The sequence below is a fragment of the Pseudomonas sp. B21-012 genome (assembly GCF_024749305.1).
Taxonomy (GTDB): Bacteria; Pseudomonadota; Gammaproteobacteria; order Pseudomonadales; family Pseudomonadaceae; genus Aquipseudomonas.
The window spans coordinates 3,741,008-3,760,074 of record NZ_CP087197.1 but is presented as its reverse complement, the minus strand read 5'-3'; the positions used below and the strand labels follow the sequence as shown (position 1 = coordinate 3,760,074).

The 19,067-nt window shown below is 64.2% G+C and carries 15 protein-coding genes and 1 pseudogene; 8 read left to right on the top strand and 8 right to left on the bottom strand.

Annotation, left to right across the window (positions count from 1 at the left end):
* Nucleotide 1: 1 nt before the first annotated feature.
* Nucleotides 2-1,339 (bottom strand): ferric reductase-like transmembrane domain-containing protein, encoded by a 1,338-nt coding sequence (locus tag LOY37_RS17060; protein ID WP_258715353.1) that lies wholly within the window; start codon nucleotides 1,337-1,339, stop codon nucleotides 2-4.
* Nucleotides 1,340-1,632: 293 nt separating this feature from the next.
* Here LOY37_RS17060 and LOY37_RS17055 point away from each other — a divergent pair, with 293 nt between their 5' ends.
* A complete protein-coding gene (locus LOY37_RS17055) occupies nucleotides 1,633-1,965 on the top strand; it encodes a hypothetical protein (protein ID WP_258607355.1) in 333 nt (110 codons plus the stop codon).
* A gap of 72 nt (nucleotides 1,966-2,037) precedes the next feature.
* Here LOY37_RS17055 and LOY37_RS27610 read toward each other — a convergent pair whose 3' ends face one another.
* The 4 genes and pseudogenes from LOY37_RS27610 to LOY37_RS17040 all read right to left on the bottom strand — a co-directional run bounded on the left by LOY37_RS27610 (nucleotide 2,038) and on the right by LOY37_RS17040 (nucleotide 7,318).
* Nucleotides 2,038-2,793, bottom strand: coding sequence for a methyl-accepting chemotaxis protein (locus tag LOY37_RS27610; RefSeq protein ID WP_371128676.1), 756 nt, complete (start codon nucleotides 2,791-2,793; stop codon nucleotides 2,038-2,040).
* A gap of 102 nt (nucleotides 2,794-2,895) precedes the next feature.
* Nucleotides 2,896-3,903 (bottom strand): annotated as a pseudogene (locus LOY37_RS27605) (HAMP domain-containing protein); the annotation flags it as partial.
* A gap of 336 nt (nucleotides 3,904-4,239) precedes the next feature.
* Nucleotides 4,240-5,628: an APC family permease gene (locus LOY37_RS17045; RefSeq protein WP_045194359.1), complete on the bottom strand. Its 1,389-nt coding sequence runs from the start codon at nucleotides 5,626-5,628 to the stop codon at nucleotides 4,240-4,242.
* A 271-nt stretch (nucleotides 5,629-5,899) separates the two neighbouring features.
* Nucleotides 5,900-7,318: a PLP-dependent aminotransferase family protein gene (locus tag LOY37_RS17040; protein ID WP_093381222.1), complete on the bottom strand. Its 1,419-nt coding sequence runs from the start codon at nucleotides 7,316-7,318 to the stop codon at nucleotides 5,900-5,902.
* A gap of 445 nt (nucleotides 7,319-7,763) precedes the next feature.
* Here LOY37_RS17040 and LOY37_RS17035 point away from each other — a divergent pair, with 445 nt between their 5' ends.
* Nucleotides 7,764-9,182, top strand: a complete 1,419-nt coding sequence (locus LOY37_RS17035; RefSeq protein WP_045194356.1) for an amino acid permease — start codon at nucleotides 7,764-7,766, stop codon at nucleotides 9,180-9,182.
* Nucleotides 9,183-9,293: 111 nt separating this feature from the next.
* On the opposite strand, the gene LOY37_RS17030 is transcribed toward LOY37_RS17035, so the two are convergent.
* Nucleotides 9,294-10,187, bottom strand: coding sequence for a LysR family transcriptional regulator (locus tag LOY37_RS17030; protein ID WP_371128644.1), 894 nt, complete (start codon nucleotides 10,185-10,187; stop codon nucleotides 9,294-9,296).
* Between the two features lie 96 nt (nucleotides 10,188-10,283).
* On the opposite strand from LOY37_RS17030, the gene LOY37_RS17025 reads away from it, so the two are divergent.
* From LOY37_RS17025 to LOY37_RS17005, 5 genes are read left to right on the top strand one after another with little or no spacing between them, the layout of a single operon-like run.
* The gene (locus LOY37_RS17025; RefSeq protein ID WP_258715351.1) at nucleotides 10,284-11,522 is read left to right on the top strand and encodes a 3-hydroxyacyl-CoA dehydrogenase; all 1,239 of its coding nucleotides are present in this window, start codon (nucleotides 10,284-10,286) and stop codon (nucleotides 11,520-11,522) included.
* The gene (locus tag LOY37_RS17020; protein ID WP_258715350.1) at nucleotides 11,519-13,282 is read left to right on the top strand and encodes an acyl-CoA dehydrogenase C-terminal domain-containing protein; all 1,764 of its coding nucleotides are present in this window, start codon (nucleotides 11,519-11,521) and stop codon (nucleotides 13,280-13,282) included. The genes LOY37_RS17025 and LOY37_RS17020 overlap by 4 nt, the downstream gene beginning before the upstream one ends.
* A gap of 39 nt (nucleotides 13,283-13,321) precedes the next feature.
* The gene (locus LOY37_RS17015) at nucleotides 13,322-14,485 is read left to right on the top strand and encodes an iron-containing alcohol dehydrogenase (protein WP_258715349.1); all 1,164 of its coding nucleotides are present in this window, start codon (nucleotides 13,322-13,324) and stop codon (nucleotides 14,483-14,485) included.
* The gene (locus tag LOY37_RS17010; protein WP_258715348.1) at nucleotides 14,485-14,913 is read left to right on the top strand and encodes a thioesterase family protein; all 429 of its coding nucleotides are present in this window, start codon (nucleotides 14,485-14,487) and stop codon (nucleotides 14,911-14,913) included. Before LOY37_RS17015 ends, LOY37_RS17010 begins: the two co-directional genes overlap by 1 nt.
* Nucleotides 14,914-14,928: 15 nt before the next feature.
* Nucleotides 14,929-16,113, top strand: coding sequence for an acetyl-CoA C-acyltransferase (locus LOY37_RS17005; protein ID WP_093381239.1), 1,185 nt, complete (start codon nucleotides 14,929-14,931; stop codon nucleotides 16,111-16,113).
* Between the two features lie 5 nt (nucleotides 16,114-16,118).
* Here the strand turns inward: LOY37_RS17005 and LOY37_RS17000 are convergent, their stop codons facing one another.
* On the bottom strand, nucleotides 16,119-17,129 hold the full coding sequence (locus tag LOY37_RS17000) for an AraC family transcriptional regulator (RefSeq protein WP_258715347.1): 1,011 nt from the start codon (nucleotides 17,127-17,129) through the stop codon (nucleotides 16,119-16,121).
* Nucleotides 17,126-18,046 carry a LysR family transcriptional regulator gene (locus LOY37_RS16995; RefSeq protein ID WP_045195674.1) on the bottom strand — a complete coding sequence of 307 codons (921 nt, stop codon included), beginning with the start codon at nucleotides 18,044-18,046 and terminating at the stop codon, nucleotides 17,126-17,128. The genes LOY37_RS17000 and LOY37_RS16995 overlap by 4 nt, the downstream gene beginning before the upstream one ends.
* A 97-nt stretch (nucleotides 18,047-18,143) precedes the next feature.
* Between LOY37_RS16995 and LOY37_RS16990 the strand changes: the two genes are divergently transcribed.
* The gene (locus tag LOY37_RS16990) at nucleotides 18,144-18,980 is read left to right on the top strand and encodes an AraC family transcriptional regulator (protein ID WP_258715346.1); all 837 of its coding nucleotides are present in this window, start codon (nucleotides 18,144-18,146) and stop codon (nucleotides 18,978-18,980) included.
* Nucleotides 18,981-19,067 lie beyond the last annotated feature (87 nt).

Here is a 19,067-nt window from a genome sequence, read left to right as displayed (position 1 = left end):
GTCAGCGCATCTGGAACAACTCCTGATGAAAGTCTTTCGGCTTCAGCCCATGGGCTACCAGGTCGTCACGCAGGGCCTGGCCAAAGTCGGCAGGCCCGCAGTACCAGAAACTCGCCTGCTGCCAGTCGGCAATTTCCTTGCGCAGGCGTTCGCCACTGAGCCGGCCATTTTGGCCAGACACACACAGGTGCAAACGCACGCCGGCCGCGGCCGCGTCGGCGCGCAAGTTGTCGATGGCGTCGGCAGCATCCGCGCCGCACGGGTGGAACAGGTCGATACTGTGTTGACGGTCCGGCTCCAGCGCCAGTTGCTTGAGCCGGGCCACGAAGGGGGTGATGCCAATGCCGGCCCCAATCCAGACCTGCCGGTGCTTTTGGTCTTCGAAGGTGAAGCAGCCGTAGGGGCCTTCTACCGTCACCGGGTCGCCTTCTTTCAGGCGCGTTGGCAGCCGGCGGGTGTGGTCGCCCAGGCCTTTGGTGATAAAGCGCAGTTGCGCCGCTTGCGGGTCCCAGGCCGAGGCGATGGTGTACGGGTGCGGCCCCTCCGATTCGGATGAGGTCACAAAAGCAAACTGGCCAGCCTGGTGCCCGGGCCAGCCCGCTTGCAGGGCGATGTGGGTTTCCAGCAGGTTCGCCTGCGGGTAGTGGATCAGGGTCTGGATCTGACCCTGGACCTTGCGCTGCTTGCCGATGCGCTTGAACAGTGCCTGGAGCGCCGCCAGCGTGCCGCCGACCAGCAGCAGTGCGGTGACGATGCCGATGGGTTGCAGCCAGTAGTCGAACTTGAGCAGCACCACGGTGTGGAACACCAGCACCAGATAGAGCGCCGCCAGCACCGTGTGGGTCTTGGCAAACCAGTGGTACGGAAAGCGCTTGACCAGGGCCAGGATGATCAGCACGCCGATGGCGTAGAACGCCCATTCCCCCAGGGTTTCAGCCAGGCCGCGCTGGCTGCGCAGCGCCTGCTCGATCGCGCCGAGTTCCGGCGCCGCGCCGCCGCCCTTGGCCGGCTTGACCAGCCAACCCCAGCCAACCGCCCACTTGGTGCCCTTGGCCCAGACCCAGTGCACGCTGGCGAATATCAGGGCGCTGATGCCGAGCCATTTGTGCAGCCGGTACATCTTGTCGAGCCCGCCCAGCAGCGGTTCCGGGCGGCGCGGGCGCACGGCCAGCATCATCGCCACGCTCATGGCGGCGATGGCGATGACGCCGGTGTATTGCACCAGCACTGAACGTAGCGAGAAGTAAGTCAGTGGGGTGGGCACAAAGGTATCTGCCAGTGCCCATAGTAGGGTCAAGCCGATAAACAACGTCCACAACACTATCTTGATGCGCTTCAACTCTACTCTCCACCGTGAATGGTGTAGACATTCTCGGCATTAAACGGGCAGTTGCGGGCATCTGTTGATAGGTTAACTGGTTAAATATTGATATAGATCAATCAGTTAGCGAATAAAGTGAGATTTTCCGCTGGACTTTGCTGTGAACGTTACTCATTACACCTTTAGCGGATCGCTACCGGGTTGATAGTCGACGGGGACAATCAGCTTTGCCCTGGGAGCACGGATGGCCGGGTTTTGCTGAGCTATGGCAACGCTGATAGCATTCGGCCATATTCTACGGAGGGAATGCTGTGGCACGTTGTTTTTACGGGCGGCTAGGGTTGGCCCTGGTACTGGTGTTGGCGGCGTCTACGGCGTTGGCGGGTAATAAGCCTTGCTCCGGGCGCAAGGGTGGGATTGCTGGATGTGATGGCGATCTGTTTTTGTGTAATGACGGGTCGATCAGTGCTTCTAAGAAAAGTTGCTCGGCGACCATGGGCGGCAGGGCGGCTCGGCCCGCGCTACAGCCGTTGCGCGGGGCGAGTGAGGGCTGTGGTTGTGGGACCGGAAGCTTCTGCACGGGGCCGCGGGGTGGGGTGTACTGCCTGACGCCCAGTGGCAAGAAGAGTTATCGGCGGCGGTGAGATCGTGCATTGGCTGCTGGCCTCATCGCGGGTCAAGTCGAGTCGTCGCACCGCCGCTCCCACAGGGGAGCGCTACACCCGGAACATCTGCATCAACCCCTGCTGATGATTGGCCAGGCGGTTCAGCGCCTGGCTGATCTGCGCCGATTCTTGCGCCTGCCCCGACAGCGACTCGGTCACATCGCGAATCCCCGCTACGTTGCGGTTCACTTCTTCGGCCACCGCGCTTTGCTCCTCGGCCGCCGAGGCGATCTGCAGGTTCATGTCGGTGATCACCGTCACCGCTTCGCCAATTCGCTGCAGTGCCGGTAGCGCCTGTTCGGCCTGGGCGACGCTGTCCTGGGCCTGGCGGTGGCTGCTGTGCATGGTGTCGACCACTTCGCGGGTGCCTTGTTGCAGGCCTTCGATCACCACGCGGATTTCGTCCACCGAGTCCTGGGTGCGTTTGGCCAGGTTGCGCACTTCATCGGCCACTACCGCAAAGCCGCGCCCGGCCTCGCCAGCGCGGGCGGCTTCGATGGCGGCGTTGAGGGCCAGCAGGTTGGTCTGCTCGGCGATGGCGCGGATCACTTCCAGCACCGAGCCGATCTGCTCGCTGCGGCTGGCCAGTTGCTGGACTTCTTGCATGCCGGCGGTCATTTCATTGGCCAGGCGTTCGATCGCCTGGGTGGTGTTGCGGATCATGCTCAGGCCTTCGCGGCTGGCAAGGTCGGCGCCGCGCGCAGCTTCGGCGGCTTGCGCGGCGTTGCGGGCGACATCCTGGGCGGTGGCGCTCATTTCCTGGGAGGCGGTGGCCACTTGGTCGACCTCGCGGTATTGCTGCTGCATGCCGGCGCTGGTCTGGCTGGCAATCGCCGCCGATTGGTCGGCGGTGCTGCGCGCGTCCTGCACCGAGGCTTTGACGTCGGCAATCACCGGTTGCAGCTTGTCGAGGAAGCGGTTGAACCAGTGGGTCAATTCGCCGAGTTCGTCCTTGTTGGCGTAGTCCAGGCGCCGGGTCAGGTCGCCTTCGCCGCTGGCGATGTCCTTGAGCATCGCCGCCACACTTAAAATCGGCCGGGTCACGCCACGGGCGGTCAGCCAGATCACCACCAGTCCCAGCACGGCCGCGGCCAGGGCCATCAGCAGGCTGCTGAGGTTGGCACTGCTGTTGTGCGCATCCAGGCGCGCGTTGAGTTCAATCGCCGGCGCTTGCAGCACCTGTTCGGGCACTTCCAGCAGCACGCTCCACGGTTGTGCGCCGGGCACCGGGGCGAACGACTGGCTGACCTGCAGCACGCCGTTATCGCTGAACTCAGCCGCCTTGCCGGCGCGCATCTGCGCGGCCACGGCGCTGGCGTGCTGGCCGAACACTTGCTCGAATTTCTTGCTTAGCTGCGCGGCATCGCGGCTATGCCCGGCGAGCAAACCGGCAGGGCTGACGATGCTGACCTGGCCGTTGCCGTCGAACAGCTCCTTGCGCCCGTCCAGGCTCAGTTGCTGCAGGTTGTCGAGGCTGATGTCCAGGCCCATGACGCCGACGATCTTGCCGTCCTGCTTGAGCGGGAAGGCGATGCTGGTCATCAATGGCGTACGGTCGCCGACGCTGTCGAAGTACGGATCGACTACACAGGCTTCACCGGTTTCCAGCGGGCAGGTGAGCCAGCGGTTGTAGGCCGAGCCGTTGGCCGACAGGCTGGTGTCGGCAAGCATCGACTCGGGCATGGCTTCGGACTCCAGCTCGCCGGGCTTGGGCTGCGACCAGTACAGCGAGAAGCGTCCGTTCTCGTTGCTGCCGACCGCGGCCTGATCGCTGAAGGCGCTGTCCTTGCCGTCCAGGGCGTTGGGCAGGAACACCAGGTACAGGCCGAGCAGGTCGGGGTTCTTGCCCAAGGCCTTGCGGGTCTGTTCGGTCAGGTCGTGGCGCAGGTTGTCGTTGCCCTGGGCCTTCAAGAACATCACCAGTTGCGCGACGCCATCGCCATACAGGTACGCATCGCGAAAGTAGCGCTGGATATTCGCTGCCTGCAACTGGGCCGAGGTGTGCAGGCGCAGGCGTGCGTTGTGGTCGAGCATCTGCGTGTTGGCAGTGTTGACCAGCGCGGCGCTGCGGCTCGACTGCATCAGCGTGGCCGCCATCAGCACCACCACGATGGCTAGCAGGCACAGGCCGGCGAGCAAAGTGATCTTCCATTGAATCAGCAGGCGGCGCAGCAGCATGGGGGCGTCCTTGTTCTGTCGGGTTGTTGAATGCACAAAGCCCGTCAGTATCGACGGGCTGTTTCCTACGGGCAGTTACTCGGCAATGAAGCTGGGTGGTGCGACCCTAAATGCCTTGGTCAGGTACGCCAGGTACAGCACCCCCAGCGTCGCCCACACCCCGCCGAACAGCAGCGAGTGGCTGTCCAGGTCCAGCCAGAGGATGGCGATGATACAAAAGCCGATGGTCGGCACCACCAGGTACTTGAGCTTGTCCAGCCAGGTCTTGTTGCAGCCTTCGCGCAGGTAGCAGTGCACGATCACCGAGAGGTTGACGAAGCTGAAGGCCACCAGCGCGCCGAAGTTGATCACCGAGGTGGCGGTCACCAGGTCGAAGAAGATCGCCGACAGCGAGATCAGCCCGACGATGGCGATGTTGATCACCGGGGTTTTCCATTTACCGTGCAGGCGGCCGAAGTAGCGCCGCGGGATGACGTTGTCGCGGCCCATGACGTACAACAGGCGCGACACGCTGGCTTGCGAAGCCAGGCCCGAGGCCAGGGTGTTGATGAAGGTGCAGCAGATGAAGATCGACTGGAACAGCTTGCCGCCGACATACAGGGCGATTTCCGGCAGGGCCGCTTCGTGGTCCTGGAACCGGTCCATGGTCGGGAAAAACGCCTGGATGTAGTAGGACACGACGATGAACACCAGGCCGCCGATCAAAGCAATCAGGAAGATCGCCCGTGGGATGACTTTCTGCGCGTTCTCGGTTTCTTCCGACAGGGTGGTCACCGCATCGAAACCCAGGAACGAGAAGCAGAGGATGGTGGCGCCGGCGACCAGGGCGTTGAAGTGCGTGCCTTGGTCGGCAAACGGCAGCAGGCTCCACGAAGTGCCGAGGCCTTCGCCGCTGTGCAGGCCGCGTAGGGTGAGGTAGATGAACACGCCGATGATCAGCGCCTGGATGGCGACGAACAGGGTGTTGAAGTTGGCCACCAGGTTGATGCTGCGCATGTTGATCAGGCTCATCACCGTGACGAAGCCCACTACCCAGACCCAGGCCGGCACCTCGGGGAACATCACCGACAGGTAGAGCTTGGCCAGCAGGGCGTTGACCATCGGCAGTAGCAGGTAATCGAGCAGCGACGACCAGCCGACCAGAAAGCCCACGTGTGGGTTGATTGCCCGGCGCGTGTAGGTATAGGCCGAACCAGACTCGGGAAAGCGCCGAACCAGCACGCCATAACTGACCGCGGTGAAGAGGATGCCCAGCAGCGCCAGCACGTAGGCGCTGGGCACATGCCCATTGGTGATGCCGGAGACGATGCCGAAGGTATCGAACACGGTCATCGGGGCGATGTAGGCCAGGCCAATGATGACCACTTGCCAGAGTTTCAGGGTCTTTTTGAAGTGTGCGTCCGCTGCGGAGTCGAGAACCGTTCCTGTGTTCTGCTGGTGTGCTGCACGCGAAGAGACTGGCATGGATGGCGCTTGCCCGTAGGGTTTGAAATTATTTTTATGAAGGTGAGGCAGGGAGGGAAAATAAGAAGAGTGACAGAGGTGTGTCAATTAAATTTTTACAAGAAATTTCTGGTTGGTACGGTGCGGGGTTCGAAAAAGCGATCTGTATGGCTCTATGGCGGGGTTTATGGGTAAGAGTGCGTGTTGAATAAAATAGACGCTGAGCTTTGTGTTTTTCAAAATAATCGATTTATATCGATTACCTTGTCGCCATCGCGGGGCAAGCCCGCTCCTACTGACGCCGCCCATGCTTGACCAGCAATTTCTCAAGCTTCTCCCACAACGCCGCGTCGGTACTGAACGCGACGTTGAAGCGCATCCACCCGGTCGCTTGTGAGTCGACCATGAACAACTGCCCGGGGCCGAGCATGATGCCTTGCTCCAGGGCGTCGTCGACCAGCGCCGCGCTGTCGGCGATGGCCGGGTGGCGGGTCCACAGGTACATGCCTTCATCGCCTTCGATAAAGCGCTCGAAACCCAGCCGCGTGAGCTGTTCGCTGACCTGCTGCTGCGCATCGGCCAGGCGCTGGCGCAGGCGTTTGAGGTGCTTGCGCCAGCGGCCGTCGGTGATGGCCGCGTACACCACCCGTTCCATCACCTGCGAGGTGGTCAGGCCCGAACGCATTTTCAGTTGCAGCAGTTGCTGCATCAGTTCGGGGTTGGCCAGCATGAAACCGACCCGCACATTCGGCGAGATGCTCTTCGAGTAGCTGCCGACGTACACCACCTGCTGTAGATGATCGAGGCTGGTCAGGCACGGCAGCGGCTCGTTGATCATGTCGGCGTAGAGGTTGTTCTCCACCAGGCGAAAGCCGTGGCGCGCGGCCAGTTGCAGCAGGCGGTGCAGTTGCGCCAGCGGCGTGCGCGAGGCGGTCGGGCTGTGCAGGTGCGGCTGGGTGAAGAACACCGTCGGCCGGTGGTGTTCGAGCAGCCGTTCGAGGTGGTCGAGGTCGTAGCCGTTGGGCGTGCGCGGTACGCCCAGAAGGGTCGCGCCCTGAAAGCGCAAAATGCTCATCAGGTTGGGGTAGCCGGGGTCGTCCACCAGCACCACGTCGCCCGGGCGCACCAGGGTGCGCACGGCCAGGTCCAGGGCCTGGCTGGCGCCGTGGGTGAGCATCAGCTGGTTGGGGTTGGCGACGATGCGCAGGTCCTGCTGCAGGTTCTGCGCGGTGAGGGTGCGCAGTTCCAGCAGGCCCATGGGGTCGCCGTAACCGCTCAGTTCCAGCACGCTGCTGGCAACCTGGCGCATGCCCCGGCGCAGGCCGTCTTCGAACATCCAGTCGTTGGGCAGCCAGCCGCAGCCGGGCTTGAACGCAAGCTGGCGGCTTTCGAAGATTTGCTGCAGGTACCACTCGGAGTTGAATTCCGGCTTGCCCGGCGCCGGCTCACTGGCCTGGCTTTCGATCAGCTCCACGGCCGAGCGGTTGACGAAGAACCCGGCATTGCCGCGGCTGACCAGCAAACCCTGGGCGACCAAGCGGTCGTAGGCTTCGACCACGGTGAATGTACTGACCGAATAGGTGGCGGCGAAGGCCCGGATCGAGGGCACCTTGGCACCGGGTTTGAGGGTCTGGTTCTCGATCAACTCCCGCAGCCCGTTGATGATCTGGTTGACCAGCGGGGGCGATGCGTCGGGTCGTAATTCAAGCATGGGGAAGCTGTGCCTTCAGGTGTGCGTAACGCCGGGCGCCTGCAGGAAAACGCGGTGTACTGCATCGGCGGCCTGTACAGTGCAGTGGATTTTTCATCGCGCTGTGCATGGCTCTATGTGTCGGACATTTTTACATTAGGGGTCTGTTATCGCTAGCTAAAGCACGTTGAAGCAGTATGAATAATCACAATGACACACATGCTTTCACCCTTGGGCACCGCCCAACCGCTCCTTGCGCACAGGTGGCACTGACCCGCCATCGCGCCATTGCACCGTTCAATCCGACCAGAGGTAATCCGCTGGCCCTGTGAGCAGCGTCGCCGACCCATGACCTGGGCCGGGCGATTGCGGCTGCCCGCACCTTTACCGATTCGAATGGGTGAGACCGCTGTCGCAGGCGGTGTCACGAGTTTCCTTGCATAAAAAGAACACGAGGTAGCTACTGATGGACGCAACATCCACATCCACTTCCACAGCGAAGGTGGAGCACGAGAGCAAGCTCAGCGCTTCGCTCAAGTCTCGCCACCTGACCATGATGTCGATCGCCGGGGTTATCGGCGGGGCATTGTTCGTCGGCTCCGGCAGTGTGATTCACAGCGCTGGCCCCGCGGCCATCCTGGCCTACCTGGCCGGCGGCATCCTGGTGGTGCTGATCATGCGCATGCTCGGTGAAATGGCGACTTCATCGCCCGACACCGGCTCGTTCTCCACCTACGCCGAGCGCGCCATCGGCCGCTGGGCGGGCTTTACCATCGGCTGGTTGTACTGGTGGTTCTGGGTGATTTTGATGGCCTGGGAAGCCTACGTCGCCGGCAAGATTCTGCACGGCTGGTTCCCGTCGATCAGCGTCAACGTGTTCGTCCTGGCCACCACCCTGGTGCTGATCAGCGTCAACTTCTTCAACGTCAAGCACTACGGCGAGTTCGAGTTCTGGTTCGCCTTGATAAAGGTGGTGGCGATCATCTGTTTCCTGGTGGTCTGCGGGTTGGCGGTAGTCAACCTGTGGCCCACCGGTGAAGTCCACGGCCTGAGCAACCTCACCGCGCAAGGCTTCATGCCCAACGGCATGGAGGCGGTGGTGGTGGCCATGCTCGGGGTGATGTTCGCCTTCCTCGGCGCCGAAATCGTCACCATTGCTGCCGCCGAGTCGAAGAACCCGTCCGAGCAGATCGTCAAAGCGACCAACTCGGTGGTCTGGCGGGTGTGCCTGTTCTACGTCGGCTCGATCTTCCTGATCGTCGCCCTGGTGCCGTGGAACGACCCGCTGATGGGCACCTCGGGCTACGGCTCGTACCGTCGTACCCTGGAGCTGCTGGGTATTCCGGGTGCGGAATTTGTGATGAACTTCGTGGTGCTGACTTCGGTAAGCAGCTGCCTGATCTCGGCGCACTACACCGCCTCGCGCATGCTGTTCTCGCTGTCGACCCGTGGTGATGCGCCGTCGTTCTTCAAGATCACCCGTGCCGGCACCGGCGTGCCGGTGTTCTCGATCATCGGTTCGTGCTCGGTGGCGGTGTTCGTGGCCCTGATCAACTTCAGCGAAACCCTGCGCCCGAAAGACGTGCTCGACGTGCTGATGAACACCACCGGCATGATCGCCTTGCTGGTGTACCTGGTGATCGCCTTCTCGCAACTGAAGATGCGCCGCAAGCTCGAAGCCGAGGGCAAGCCGATCCGTCTGAAAATGTGGCTGTTCCCGTGGCTGACCTACCTGGTGATCGTGTTCATCATCGGCTGCCTGGTAACCATGGCCTTTGTCCCGGACTACCAGGTGCTGGTGTTCTCCACCGGTGCGGCGGCGATTGTCGTGGCCCTGATGGGCGCGGTGTTGCACGTGCGGGCGGCGAAAAAAGCGCTGTCCTGAAGCACCCGATCGCGGGTCAAGTCGGGTCGCCGCACCGCCGCTCCCACAGGTTATACAAACCTCCTGTGGGAGCGGCGATGCGGCGACCCGACTTGACCCGCGATGAGGCCCTCAAGTTACCCGCAAAATCTCCCCCACCAACCAGCCCAGCGCCCGGTCCTGCCCGCGCTGGGCCAGGTGCACCAGCTCAAGCTCGAACGCCTCCAGCGCAAACGGCAAGTCATGCAGCTGCAACGGCAGCAGCGTGGCGAAGTGACGTGCCAGTTGCGTCGGCAGCACCACGCACAAGTCCGACGCCGCCACCAGGTGCGCCGCCTGCAAGTAGTTGGGCGTGGTGTAGACGATCTGCCGCGCCAGGCCTTGTTCCCCCAGCCATTGATCGACCATGCCGCGGGTCTGCCCGCCATGCACCCAGAGGTGGCGCAGACGCAGGAAGGTGTCCAGATCCAGTGCGCCGTTCACCAGCGGATGATCCTGGCGCAGGGCAATCTGCAAGGTCTCGTTGCGCCAGTGATGACGGGCAAAGCGCGCCGGAATCTCGTCGAAGCGCCCCAGCACCAGGTCCAGCTGGCCACGGTCGAGGGCATCCACCGGCAGGCTTGGCGCCAGCGGGGCGATGTCCAGGCGCAGGTTCGGCGCGCGCTCCTGCAGGCGGCGCAGCAGGCCGGGCATGCACAGCTGTTCGACGAAGTCGGTCATGGCAATGCGAAAGGTCTGCCGGCTCAGGTGCGGGTCGAAGCTTTCACCGACATTCAGCGTTTGCTCGATCTGCTGCAGCGCCGAGCGGATCGGGCCTTCCAGGGCCAGGGCCTTGGGCGTCGGTTGCATGCGCCGGCCGATGCGCACCAGCAGCGGGTCGTCGAGCAGTTCACGCAGGCGCGCCAGGGCGTTGCTCACCGTCGGCTGGCTGAGGGCCAGGCGCTCGGCGGCGCGCGAAACGTTCTGCTCGCGCAGCAGCACGTCGAGGATGCGCAGCAGGTTGAGGTCGAAGGTAGATATATTCATATTGCAAATATCACACATATGAAAATGAAATTTCTCAAATAGTAGGCAGCTGCTTAGGGTGTCGGCAATCCTTCTTTTCGACTTAGGGGTGCCGGTGTGAGCAACGACTTCGATGTGCAGCAGGCCGCAGTGATAGGGGCCGGGACCATGGGCCGGGGGATTGTCATCAGCCTGGCCAGTGCCGGCATTCCGGTGTTGTGGCTCGATGCCAGCGCGCAGATGGTCAGCGCCGGCCTGAAGATGGCTGCCGACACCTGGGCTCATCAGGTGGTCAAGGGCCGCATCAGCGAGGCGCAGGCCGAACAGAACCTGGCGCGCATTCGGCCGGTGGACGACTACGCAGCGCTGGCCGATGTCGACCTGGTGATCGAGGCGGTGTACGAGAACCTTGAGCTCAAGCAGGAAATCTTCCGCACCCTGGACCGCACCCTCAAGCCCGGCGCGACCCTCGCCAGCAACACCTCGGCGCTGGATATCGACGCCATTGCCGCCGTCACCCAGCGCCCGCAGCAGGTACTGGGCCTGCACTTTTTCAGCCCTGCGCACATCATGAAACTGCTGGAAATCGTTCGCGGCCAGCACACCTCGGCGGCCGTGCTTGAACAGGCCAAAGCCCTGGGCCAGCGCCTGGGCAAGATCGCCGTGGTGGCTGGCAACTGCCGCGGCTTTATCGGCAACCGCATGCTTAAAACCTACGCCGACGAGGCGCGCAAGATGCTCCTCGAAGGCGCGCTGCCCCACCAGGTCGATGGCGCCTTGCAGGCGTTCGGTTTTGCCATGGGCCCGTTTCGCATGTACGACGTGGTCGGTGTCGACCTTGAATGGCGCGCGCGCCAATTGGCCGGGCAGGGCATGGACAGCCCGCTGGTGCAGGTCGACAACGCCCTGTGCGAGCTCGGCCGCTTCGGTCAGAAGGCCGGCCGTGGTTACTACCAGTACGCCGAAGGCAGCCGCGAGGCCGAGCACGACCCAGAGGTCGATGCCCTGATCGAGCGTGTTTCTGCCGGCCTGGGCTATCGCCGCCGGCTGATCAGCGCCCCGGAAATCGTCGAGCGCAGCCTGCTGGCGCTGGTCAACGAAGGGGCGAAGATCCTCGAAGAGAACATTGCCGCCAACAGCCACGACATCGATCGGGTCTACCTCAATGGCTACGGCTTTCCGGCCGCGGTTGGCGGGCCGATGCACTGGGCCGACAGTCAGGGCCTGGCCTCGATTCAGGAGCGTCTGGAACGCTTGCAGCGCATGCTGGGTGAACATTGGCGGCCAGCGCCGTTGATTGCCCGTTTGGTTGCCGCCGGCAAAGACTTTGCAGTTGTCCAGGAGGGCCGGGCATGAGCTATCAGGCACCGCTGCGCGATATGCGTTTCGTGCTGCACGAGCTGTTCGATGTCAGCGGCCATTGCCAGCAACTGGGCAACGGCCTGGACCGCGAAACCATCGATGGCGTGCTCGAAGAGGGCGCCCGTTTTGCCGCCGAAGTGGTCGCACCGCTGAACCGCAACAGTGACGAGCAGGGGTGTCGTTTGCACGACGGTCAGGTGACCACGCCCGATGGCTTTCGCCAGGCCTACAAACGCTACGTCGAGCAGGGCTGGGCGAGCATGACCGGGCCGCTGGATTTCGGCGGCCAGGGTTTTCCGCAGATGGTTTCGGCCAGTTTTCACGAGATGCTGATGGCCGCGTCGCTGTCGTTTCGCATCTACTCCGGGCTCACCGAAGGCACGGTGCTGGCGCTGGATCGCCATGGCAGCGCCGCGCTCAAGCAACGCTACCTGGCGCAACTGGTCAGCGGCGAATGGACCGGCACTATGTGCCTTACCGAGCCCCAGGCCGGCACCGACCTGGCCCTGTTGCGTACCCGCGCCATGCCCCAGGCCGACGGCAGCTACCAGCTCAGTGGCAGCAAGATTTTCATCAGCGGCGGCGAGCAGGACCTGAGCGCCAACATCATCCACCTGGTGCTGGCGCGTTTGCCCGATGCACCGCCCGGGGTCAAGGGCATCAGCCTGTTCCTGGTGCCCAAGCGGCTGGTCAACGCCGACGGCACCCTCGGCGCGCGCAACGCGTTGAGTTGCGGCGCGCTGGAACACAAGATGGGCATCAAGGGCGCCTCCACCTGTGTGATGAACTTCGACGGCGCCAGCGGCTGGCTGGTGGGCGAGGCCAACCAGGGCCTGGCCTGCATGTTCACCATGATGAACGACGCACGCTTTCAGGTCGGCCTGCAGGGCCTGGGCATTGCCGAGGCGGCGTTCCAGGGGGGGCTGGTGTATGCCCGCGAGCGCTTGCAGTCGCGGGCCATCAGCGGCGCCAAGGCGCCGAACAAAGCCGCCGACCCGATCATCGTCCACCCCGATGTGCGGCGCATGCTGCTGACCCAGAAGACCCTCAGCGAAGGCTGCCGCATGCTCGCCGCCTACACCGCGCGCCAGCTCGATCTTGAACACCATTGCAGTGCTGCAAAACGTCGCGCCGCCTTGCTGATCCCGATCGTCAAAGCCTTCTTCACCGACTGCGGCCAGGAAGTCGCCAGCCTCGGCGTGCAGCTCTACGGCGGTCATGGTTTTATCCGCGAGTGGGGCATGGAGCAGTTGATGCGCGACAGCCGCATCACCCAGCTGTACGAGGGCACCAACGGCATCCAGGCCCTGGACCTGGTTCGGCGCAAGCTGCTCGGCGATGGCGGCAGTGAGCTCAATGCGCTGATCGATGAGCTGGCAACGCAGGTGGCCCAGGCTAGCCGTCAGGCGCAGATGGCCGAGCGGGTAGGGCAGTGCCTGCAGCAGTGGCGGGCGCTGGGCGAGTCGGTGTTGCAGGCCTGCCGCCACGACCCGGAAGAGATCGGCGCGGTGTCGGTGGATTTTCTCGCCTACTCGGCCTATGTGTTGTTGGCGGCCTTGTGGCTGCAAGCGGCAGAGCGCGCCAGCGCGGCCCTGGCGGCCGGCAGCAGCGAGGCGGCGTTCTACCAGGCCAAGCTGCAGGCGGCGGACTTTTACCTGCGCAGAGTCTTGCCGCGTGCCGGCGCCCACCGTGAAGCCTTGCTGGCCGGTGCTGGTTGCCTGATGAGCCTGCCGGAGGCCGATTTCGCTTTCTGATTTACCTGCGGGCATCACAACAACAACGAGGGACGCCGCATGCACTCATTCAGTTTTGCTACCACCGCGCAGATCCTCTGCGAAGCCGGCGCCGCCTTGCGCCTGGCCAGCCTGTGCCGCGAGCGGGGGGCGCGGGCGGTGTTGATCGTCACCGACCCGGGCATTGCCCGCCTGGGTTTGCTCGAGCCACTGTTGCCCGCTTTTGCCCAGCACGGCCTGGCCGTAGAGGTGTTCGACCAGGTGCAGGCCGACCCGCCGCAAGCCTGTGTGCTGGAGGTGGTGCTGCAGGCGCGGGCGATGCACGCCGACCTGATCGTCGGCTTTGGCGGCGGCAGTTCCATGGACGTCGCCAAGCTGGTGGCGCTGCTGGCGCACCCGCAATGCCAGCAACTGCTCAGCGATATCTATGGCGTCGACCAGGCCCGTGGCCGGCGCTTGCCGTTGATCCAGGTACCGACCACCGCCGGCACCGGTTCGGAAGTCACCCCGATTGCCATCGTCACCACTGGCGAGCACAGCAAGATGGGCGTGGTCTCCAACCTGTTGCTGCCCGACCTTGCGCTGCTCGACGCCGACCTGACCCTCGGCCTGCCGCCAGCCGTTACCGCTGCGACCGGCATCGACGCCATGGTTCACGCCATCGAAGCCTACACCAGCAAGCTCAAGCGCAACCCGTTGTCCAACCTGCTGGCCCGCGAGGCGTTGAAGTTGCTGGCGGGCAATCTTGACCAGGCGGTGCACAACGCCAGCAACCGCGAGGCGCGCCAGGCCATGCTGCTCGGTGCGTGCCTGGCCGGCCAGGCGTTTGCCAACGCGCCGGTGGCGGCGGTGCATGCGCTGGCCTATCCGCTGGGCGGGCATTTTCATATCCCCCACGGGCTGTCCAACGCCCTGGTGCTGCCCCATGTGCTGCGCTTCAACGCTGAAGCGGCGGCGCCCTTGTATGCCGAGCTAGCGCCGCTGCTGCTGGGTGAGCGCCTGCGCGCCGGCGATGTGCACAGCCTCACCGCGCAGATGATCGATGAGCTGGCGGAACTGAGCCCGCGCTGCGGCCTGCCGAGCCGCTTGCGCGATGCCGGTGTGCCTGAGGGCAGTCTCGAACAGCTGGCCCGCGATGCCATGCAACAGCAACGCCTGCTGGTCAACAACCCGCGCGAGGTCAGTGAAGCCGATGCCCTGGCGATTTATCGGGAGGCGTTCTGATGGAGCAGCCCGGGCGCGAGGCCTTTCGTCACTTCCAGCCGATCACCACGCGCTGGCACGACAACGACGTCTATGGCCACGTCAACAACGTCGTTTACTACAGCTTTTTCGACAGCGCGGTGAACAGCTACCTGATCGAGCACGGCGGGCTGGATATCCACCAGGGTGAAGTGATTGCCTTGGTGGTCAATTCCAGCTGCGATTATTTCGCCTCAGTTGCCTTTCCCGAGCGCATCGAGGTCGGCCTGGCGGTGAGCAAGCTGGGCAACAGCTCGGTGCACTACCGCCTGGGCATCTTCAAGGCCGGGCAGCCGCAGGCCTGCGCAGTGGGGCGCTTTGTTCACGTATTTGTCGAGCGCGCCAGCAACCGTCCGCTAACCATCCCTGAACCCCTGCGGGCGGCATTGGGCCGTTTGCGTTGTGACTGACTGGAGTACATCGCCATGCAAGACGCCGTAATTGTCTCAACCGCGCGCACGCCGATAGCCAAGGCCTTTCGCGGCGCCTTCAATGACTTCAAGGCACCGTCGATGAGCGCCGTGGCCATTCGCGCGGCGGTCGAACGCGCCGCCATCGAACCCGGCGAGATCGACGACCTGGTGCTGGGCACCGCCATGCAAAGCGGCACCGCTGCGACCAACCTGGCGCGCCTGTCGGTGCTGGCGGCGGGCTTGCCGCTGTCGGTCAGCGGCCAGACCATCGACCGCCAGTGCGCCTCGGGGCTGATGGCGATTTCGATTGCCGCCAAAGAGATCATGGTCGACGGCATGCAGGTGGTGATCGGCGCCGGCCAGGAGCAGATCAGCCTGGTGCAGAACGCCCATATGCAGGCCGCAGCGGCCGAGCAGGACGCAAGCGTAGTGCGCATGGCCGAGCATGCCTACATGCCCATGCTGCTCACTGCCGAGCTCGTCGCCAAGCGCTACGGCATCAGCCGCGAAGCCCAGGATGCCTATAGCCTGCAATCCCAGCAGCGCACGGCAGCAGCCCAGGCAGCGGGGCTGTTTGCCGATGAGGTCGTGCCGGTCAGCGTGCGCAAGAAAGTCGTCGACAAGCTCAGCGGGGCGATCAGCTACCAGGACGTGCAGCTGACCCAGGATGAAGGCAACCGCCCGCAAACCACCTTGGCGGGCCTGCAAAACCTGACGCCGGTGCGCGAAGGCGGCTGCATCACCGCCGGCAACGCCAGCCAGTTGTCTGACGGTGCCAGTGCCAGCGTGTTGATGAGCGGGACGCTGGCGGCGCGTAGCGGGGTCAGGCCACTGGGCCTGTATCGCGGCATCGCCGTGGCCGGCCTGGCCCCCGAGGAGATGGGCATCGGCCCGGTGCTGGCGATCCCCAAGTTGCTGCGTCAGCACGGTTTGCGCGTCGATGACATCGGCCTGTGGGAAATCAACGAAGCCTTCGCCTGCCAGGTGCTGTATTGCGCACAGACCCTGGGCATCGACCCGGCGCGGCTCAACGTCAATGGTGGCGCCATCGCCATCGGCCACCCCTACGGCATGAGTGGCGCACGCATGGTCGGCCATGCCTTGCTCGAAGGCCGGCGCCGTGGCGTCAAGTACGTGGTGGTGAGCATGTGCGTGGGCGGCGGCATGGGCGCCGCCGGCTTGTTCGAAGTGCTCTGAAACCCTCAGCGCCCGCGATAGGCCCCGGGCGCGCAGGCGAACCAGCGCAGGCAGGCGCGGTGAAAACTCTGCACGTCGCTGTAGCCGAGCTGGTCGGCGATCTGCACCAACTCAAGCTCACTGCCGTGCAGCAGGTCTTCGGCGCGGTAGCGGCGGTATTCGTCCAATAGCTCGGTATAACTCCAGCCCAGTGCTTTCAGGCGCCGGGCCGCGGTGCGTTCGAGCAGGTGCTGGTGGCTGCAGAATGTCGCCCAGCGCTCGCTGTTGGCAAGGCTCACGGCCAGGTGGTCGCTGGCCAGTTCCAGCAGGGTCGGCTGGCTGTTGCGCTGGGTTTGTTGCAGCAGCTCCACCAGCAACTGTTCCAGTGCCTGGTTGCCCGGCGTCAGCGCCTGTTCGAACACCCCTGGGTCAAGGCCGATGCCATGTTCGGCGTGGCCCCAGCTCACCGCCGTGCGCCAGGCGTGCGGATGCACGCGGGTGTCGGCCGGCGCCGGGTGGGCCAGCTCGATGGCGATGATCGGGTCCTGCTCCAGGCCGCTGGCCAGCAGTTTGCGGCGCAGCAGGCTGCACAGGCTGGTGAGCATGTAATCGGTGATCGGTGCTGTGGCCTTGAGGCTGCCGCAGTCCTGCAGGCGCAGGCTGACCTGGCCATTTTTACGCTCGATGCGGGCACGGAAATGGCCGTTGAAAAACGGAAAGTACTCGACAAAGTAGGCGCAGGCGCTGTCCAGCGAGGCGGCGACATCGAACAGGTAGGTCAGGCCGTTGGTGGCGGTGGAAACAAAACGCCGGCCGGCGGCCAGGCCGATAAAGGGGTCGTGGCTTTCGCTCAGGGCCAGGGTCCAGAAGCGCCGCGACAGCAGCAACGGCACGCGCAGGAACGGCGTGCGCAACTCGAACAGGCTACGGCGAAACACTGCCTCGATCAGCGTTTGGCTCACCCCGCGTTGCTGCAGTTCCTCGATGGCTGGCAGCAGGGTCGGGGCGTAGAAGGCATTGGGCGGCACGGGCTTCATGAGCGGCTCACCAGCAATTGTTGATCGACACTGAGGATAGCCGCGATCATCGCCTGCGCCGCGGGTGTCAGGCTGTCGCCGGCGCGGCTGACGATGCCGTACTGCAGCTGCAGGTCAGGGTCGTTGGCATCCACATCGACGAAGCTCAGCAGCTGGATCTCACCGGCCTCGACCCGTTCGTGCAGGGCTTCGGCGGTGGCCAGGCCAATGGCGTCCGAGCGCATCACCACCCGGCGAATGGCATCGAACTGCGCACATTCGACGCTGGTGACAAAGTCTTGGGTACCCTGGGCGCGGGCGAGGATCTTGCGGATCATCGGCGGGATGCGCGTGCCGGCGATCGGGTAGTCGAGCAGGGCCCTGAGGGTGAGCCCGGCGCGCGCGGCCAGCGGGTGCCCGGCCCGGCAGAAAAACCGCCCGCGCCGTGGCCGTAGCGCCTGCACCTGGTAGCGCGGGTCGTCCTTGAAGTAGCGCGAGTCGGCCACCAGGAACTCGATCTGCTGCTCCTTGAGCCAGCTGCCCAGTTGCTCCCAGTCGCCCTGGTGAAAGCGCGCGCGCACCAGCGGGTGGTCGTGAATGAACTGCGCCAGCGCCTCGGGCACCAGCAACTGGGCCGGGTAGGGGCCGCTGCCGAAACTCAGCTCGCCGCCTTCCAGGCCGTTGTATTGCAGCAGCTCGTTGTGCAGGCTCTGGCTGCTGGCCAGCAGGCGCCGGGCGTGTTGCAGCACCAGTTGGCCCTGGCCGGTCAGGCGAAATTCACGGCTGCCACGCTCGACCAGGGCGCAATCCAGATCGCGTTCCAGGGTCTGGATGCTGCGGCTGAAGGCCGGCTGGCTAAGGTTGACGGCATCGGCAGCGCGCACGAACCCGCGATAATCGGCCAGGGCCACGAAGTGGCGAAGTTGTCGAAGGTCCATCATGCGCCCCTTGCATGCTACGGATACTTTTTATGCATTTGATCGATAGTGTAGCCGCTGGCATAACTCAGGGCCTGATCATTTTGCGTGACCTGCCATGCTTGCTTCGCCCTATGTCTGCGCCGCCTTGACCCGCACCCTGGTCGCTCATGCCCAGGGCTGCGGGCTGCCTGTGAACCTGCTGTTGCAACGGGCCGACATGGAGCCTGCGCAGTTGCACGGGCAAAGCCGGATAGGGGCGGCGCAGGTCGAGCAGCTGTTGCGCGAATGCGAGGCCGCTGGCGCCGGTCATGAGTTCGGTTGCGAGCTGGTCCCGGGCATGGCCACCCATTCGCTGCAGGGGTTGAACATCCTGCTCGACTCGGCCGCCACCGTCGGCGACAGCCTTGAGTGTTTTATCCGCTACCTGCCACTGGTGACCAACTGCCTGCTGGTCAGCCTGGAGGCGTCGAGCCTGCACCTGCGCCGCTATCAGCAGCAACCCCATCACTACATGCTCGACGCCGTGGTACTGAGCCTGGTGCGCAACATCGCCCGACGCGCCGGGCGCACGCCGGCGCAGGTGTTCACTCAGGTCAGCGTGCTACCGCAGCAGGCGGCAGGACGCTGGTTGCAGGGCTGGGGCGTGGCGGTGGTCAGTGGCCCATGGTTGAGCCTGCAACTGGCGCCGGGCGCGCTCGAACTGGCGTTGCCCGGTGCCAATGCTTTTCTGCACCAGGGCATGCTGCGCCAGTGGCAAGGCGCGGGCCTGGCCGAGGTACGCGAAGACAGCCTGCACCTGGCTCGCCACTGGCTGGCGGCGGGCGACCAGCCCATCGAGCGAATTGCCGAACGCCTCGGCTACCGCCAGCCGAGCAATTTCATCCGGGCCTTTCGCAAGCAGTTCGGGGTCACGCCCAAGCAGTTTCGCCTGAGCGGATTGCAACCGGCCTAGGGGCATTTTTCGCAACGCCTTGATGATCGTTTTTTGTCGTGCGCCGCTTGCGTGTGGCGGCGGGCACTTGGGCATCTTGATCGGGCT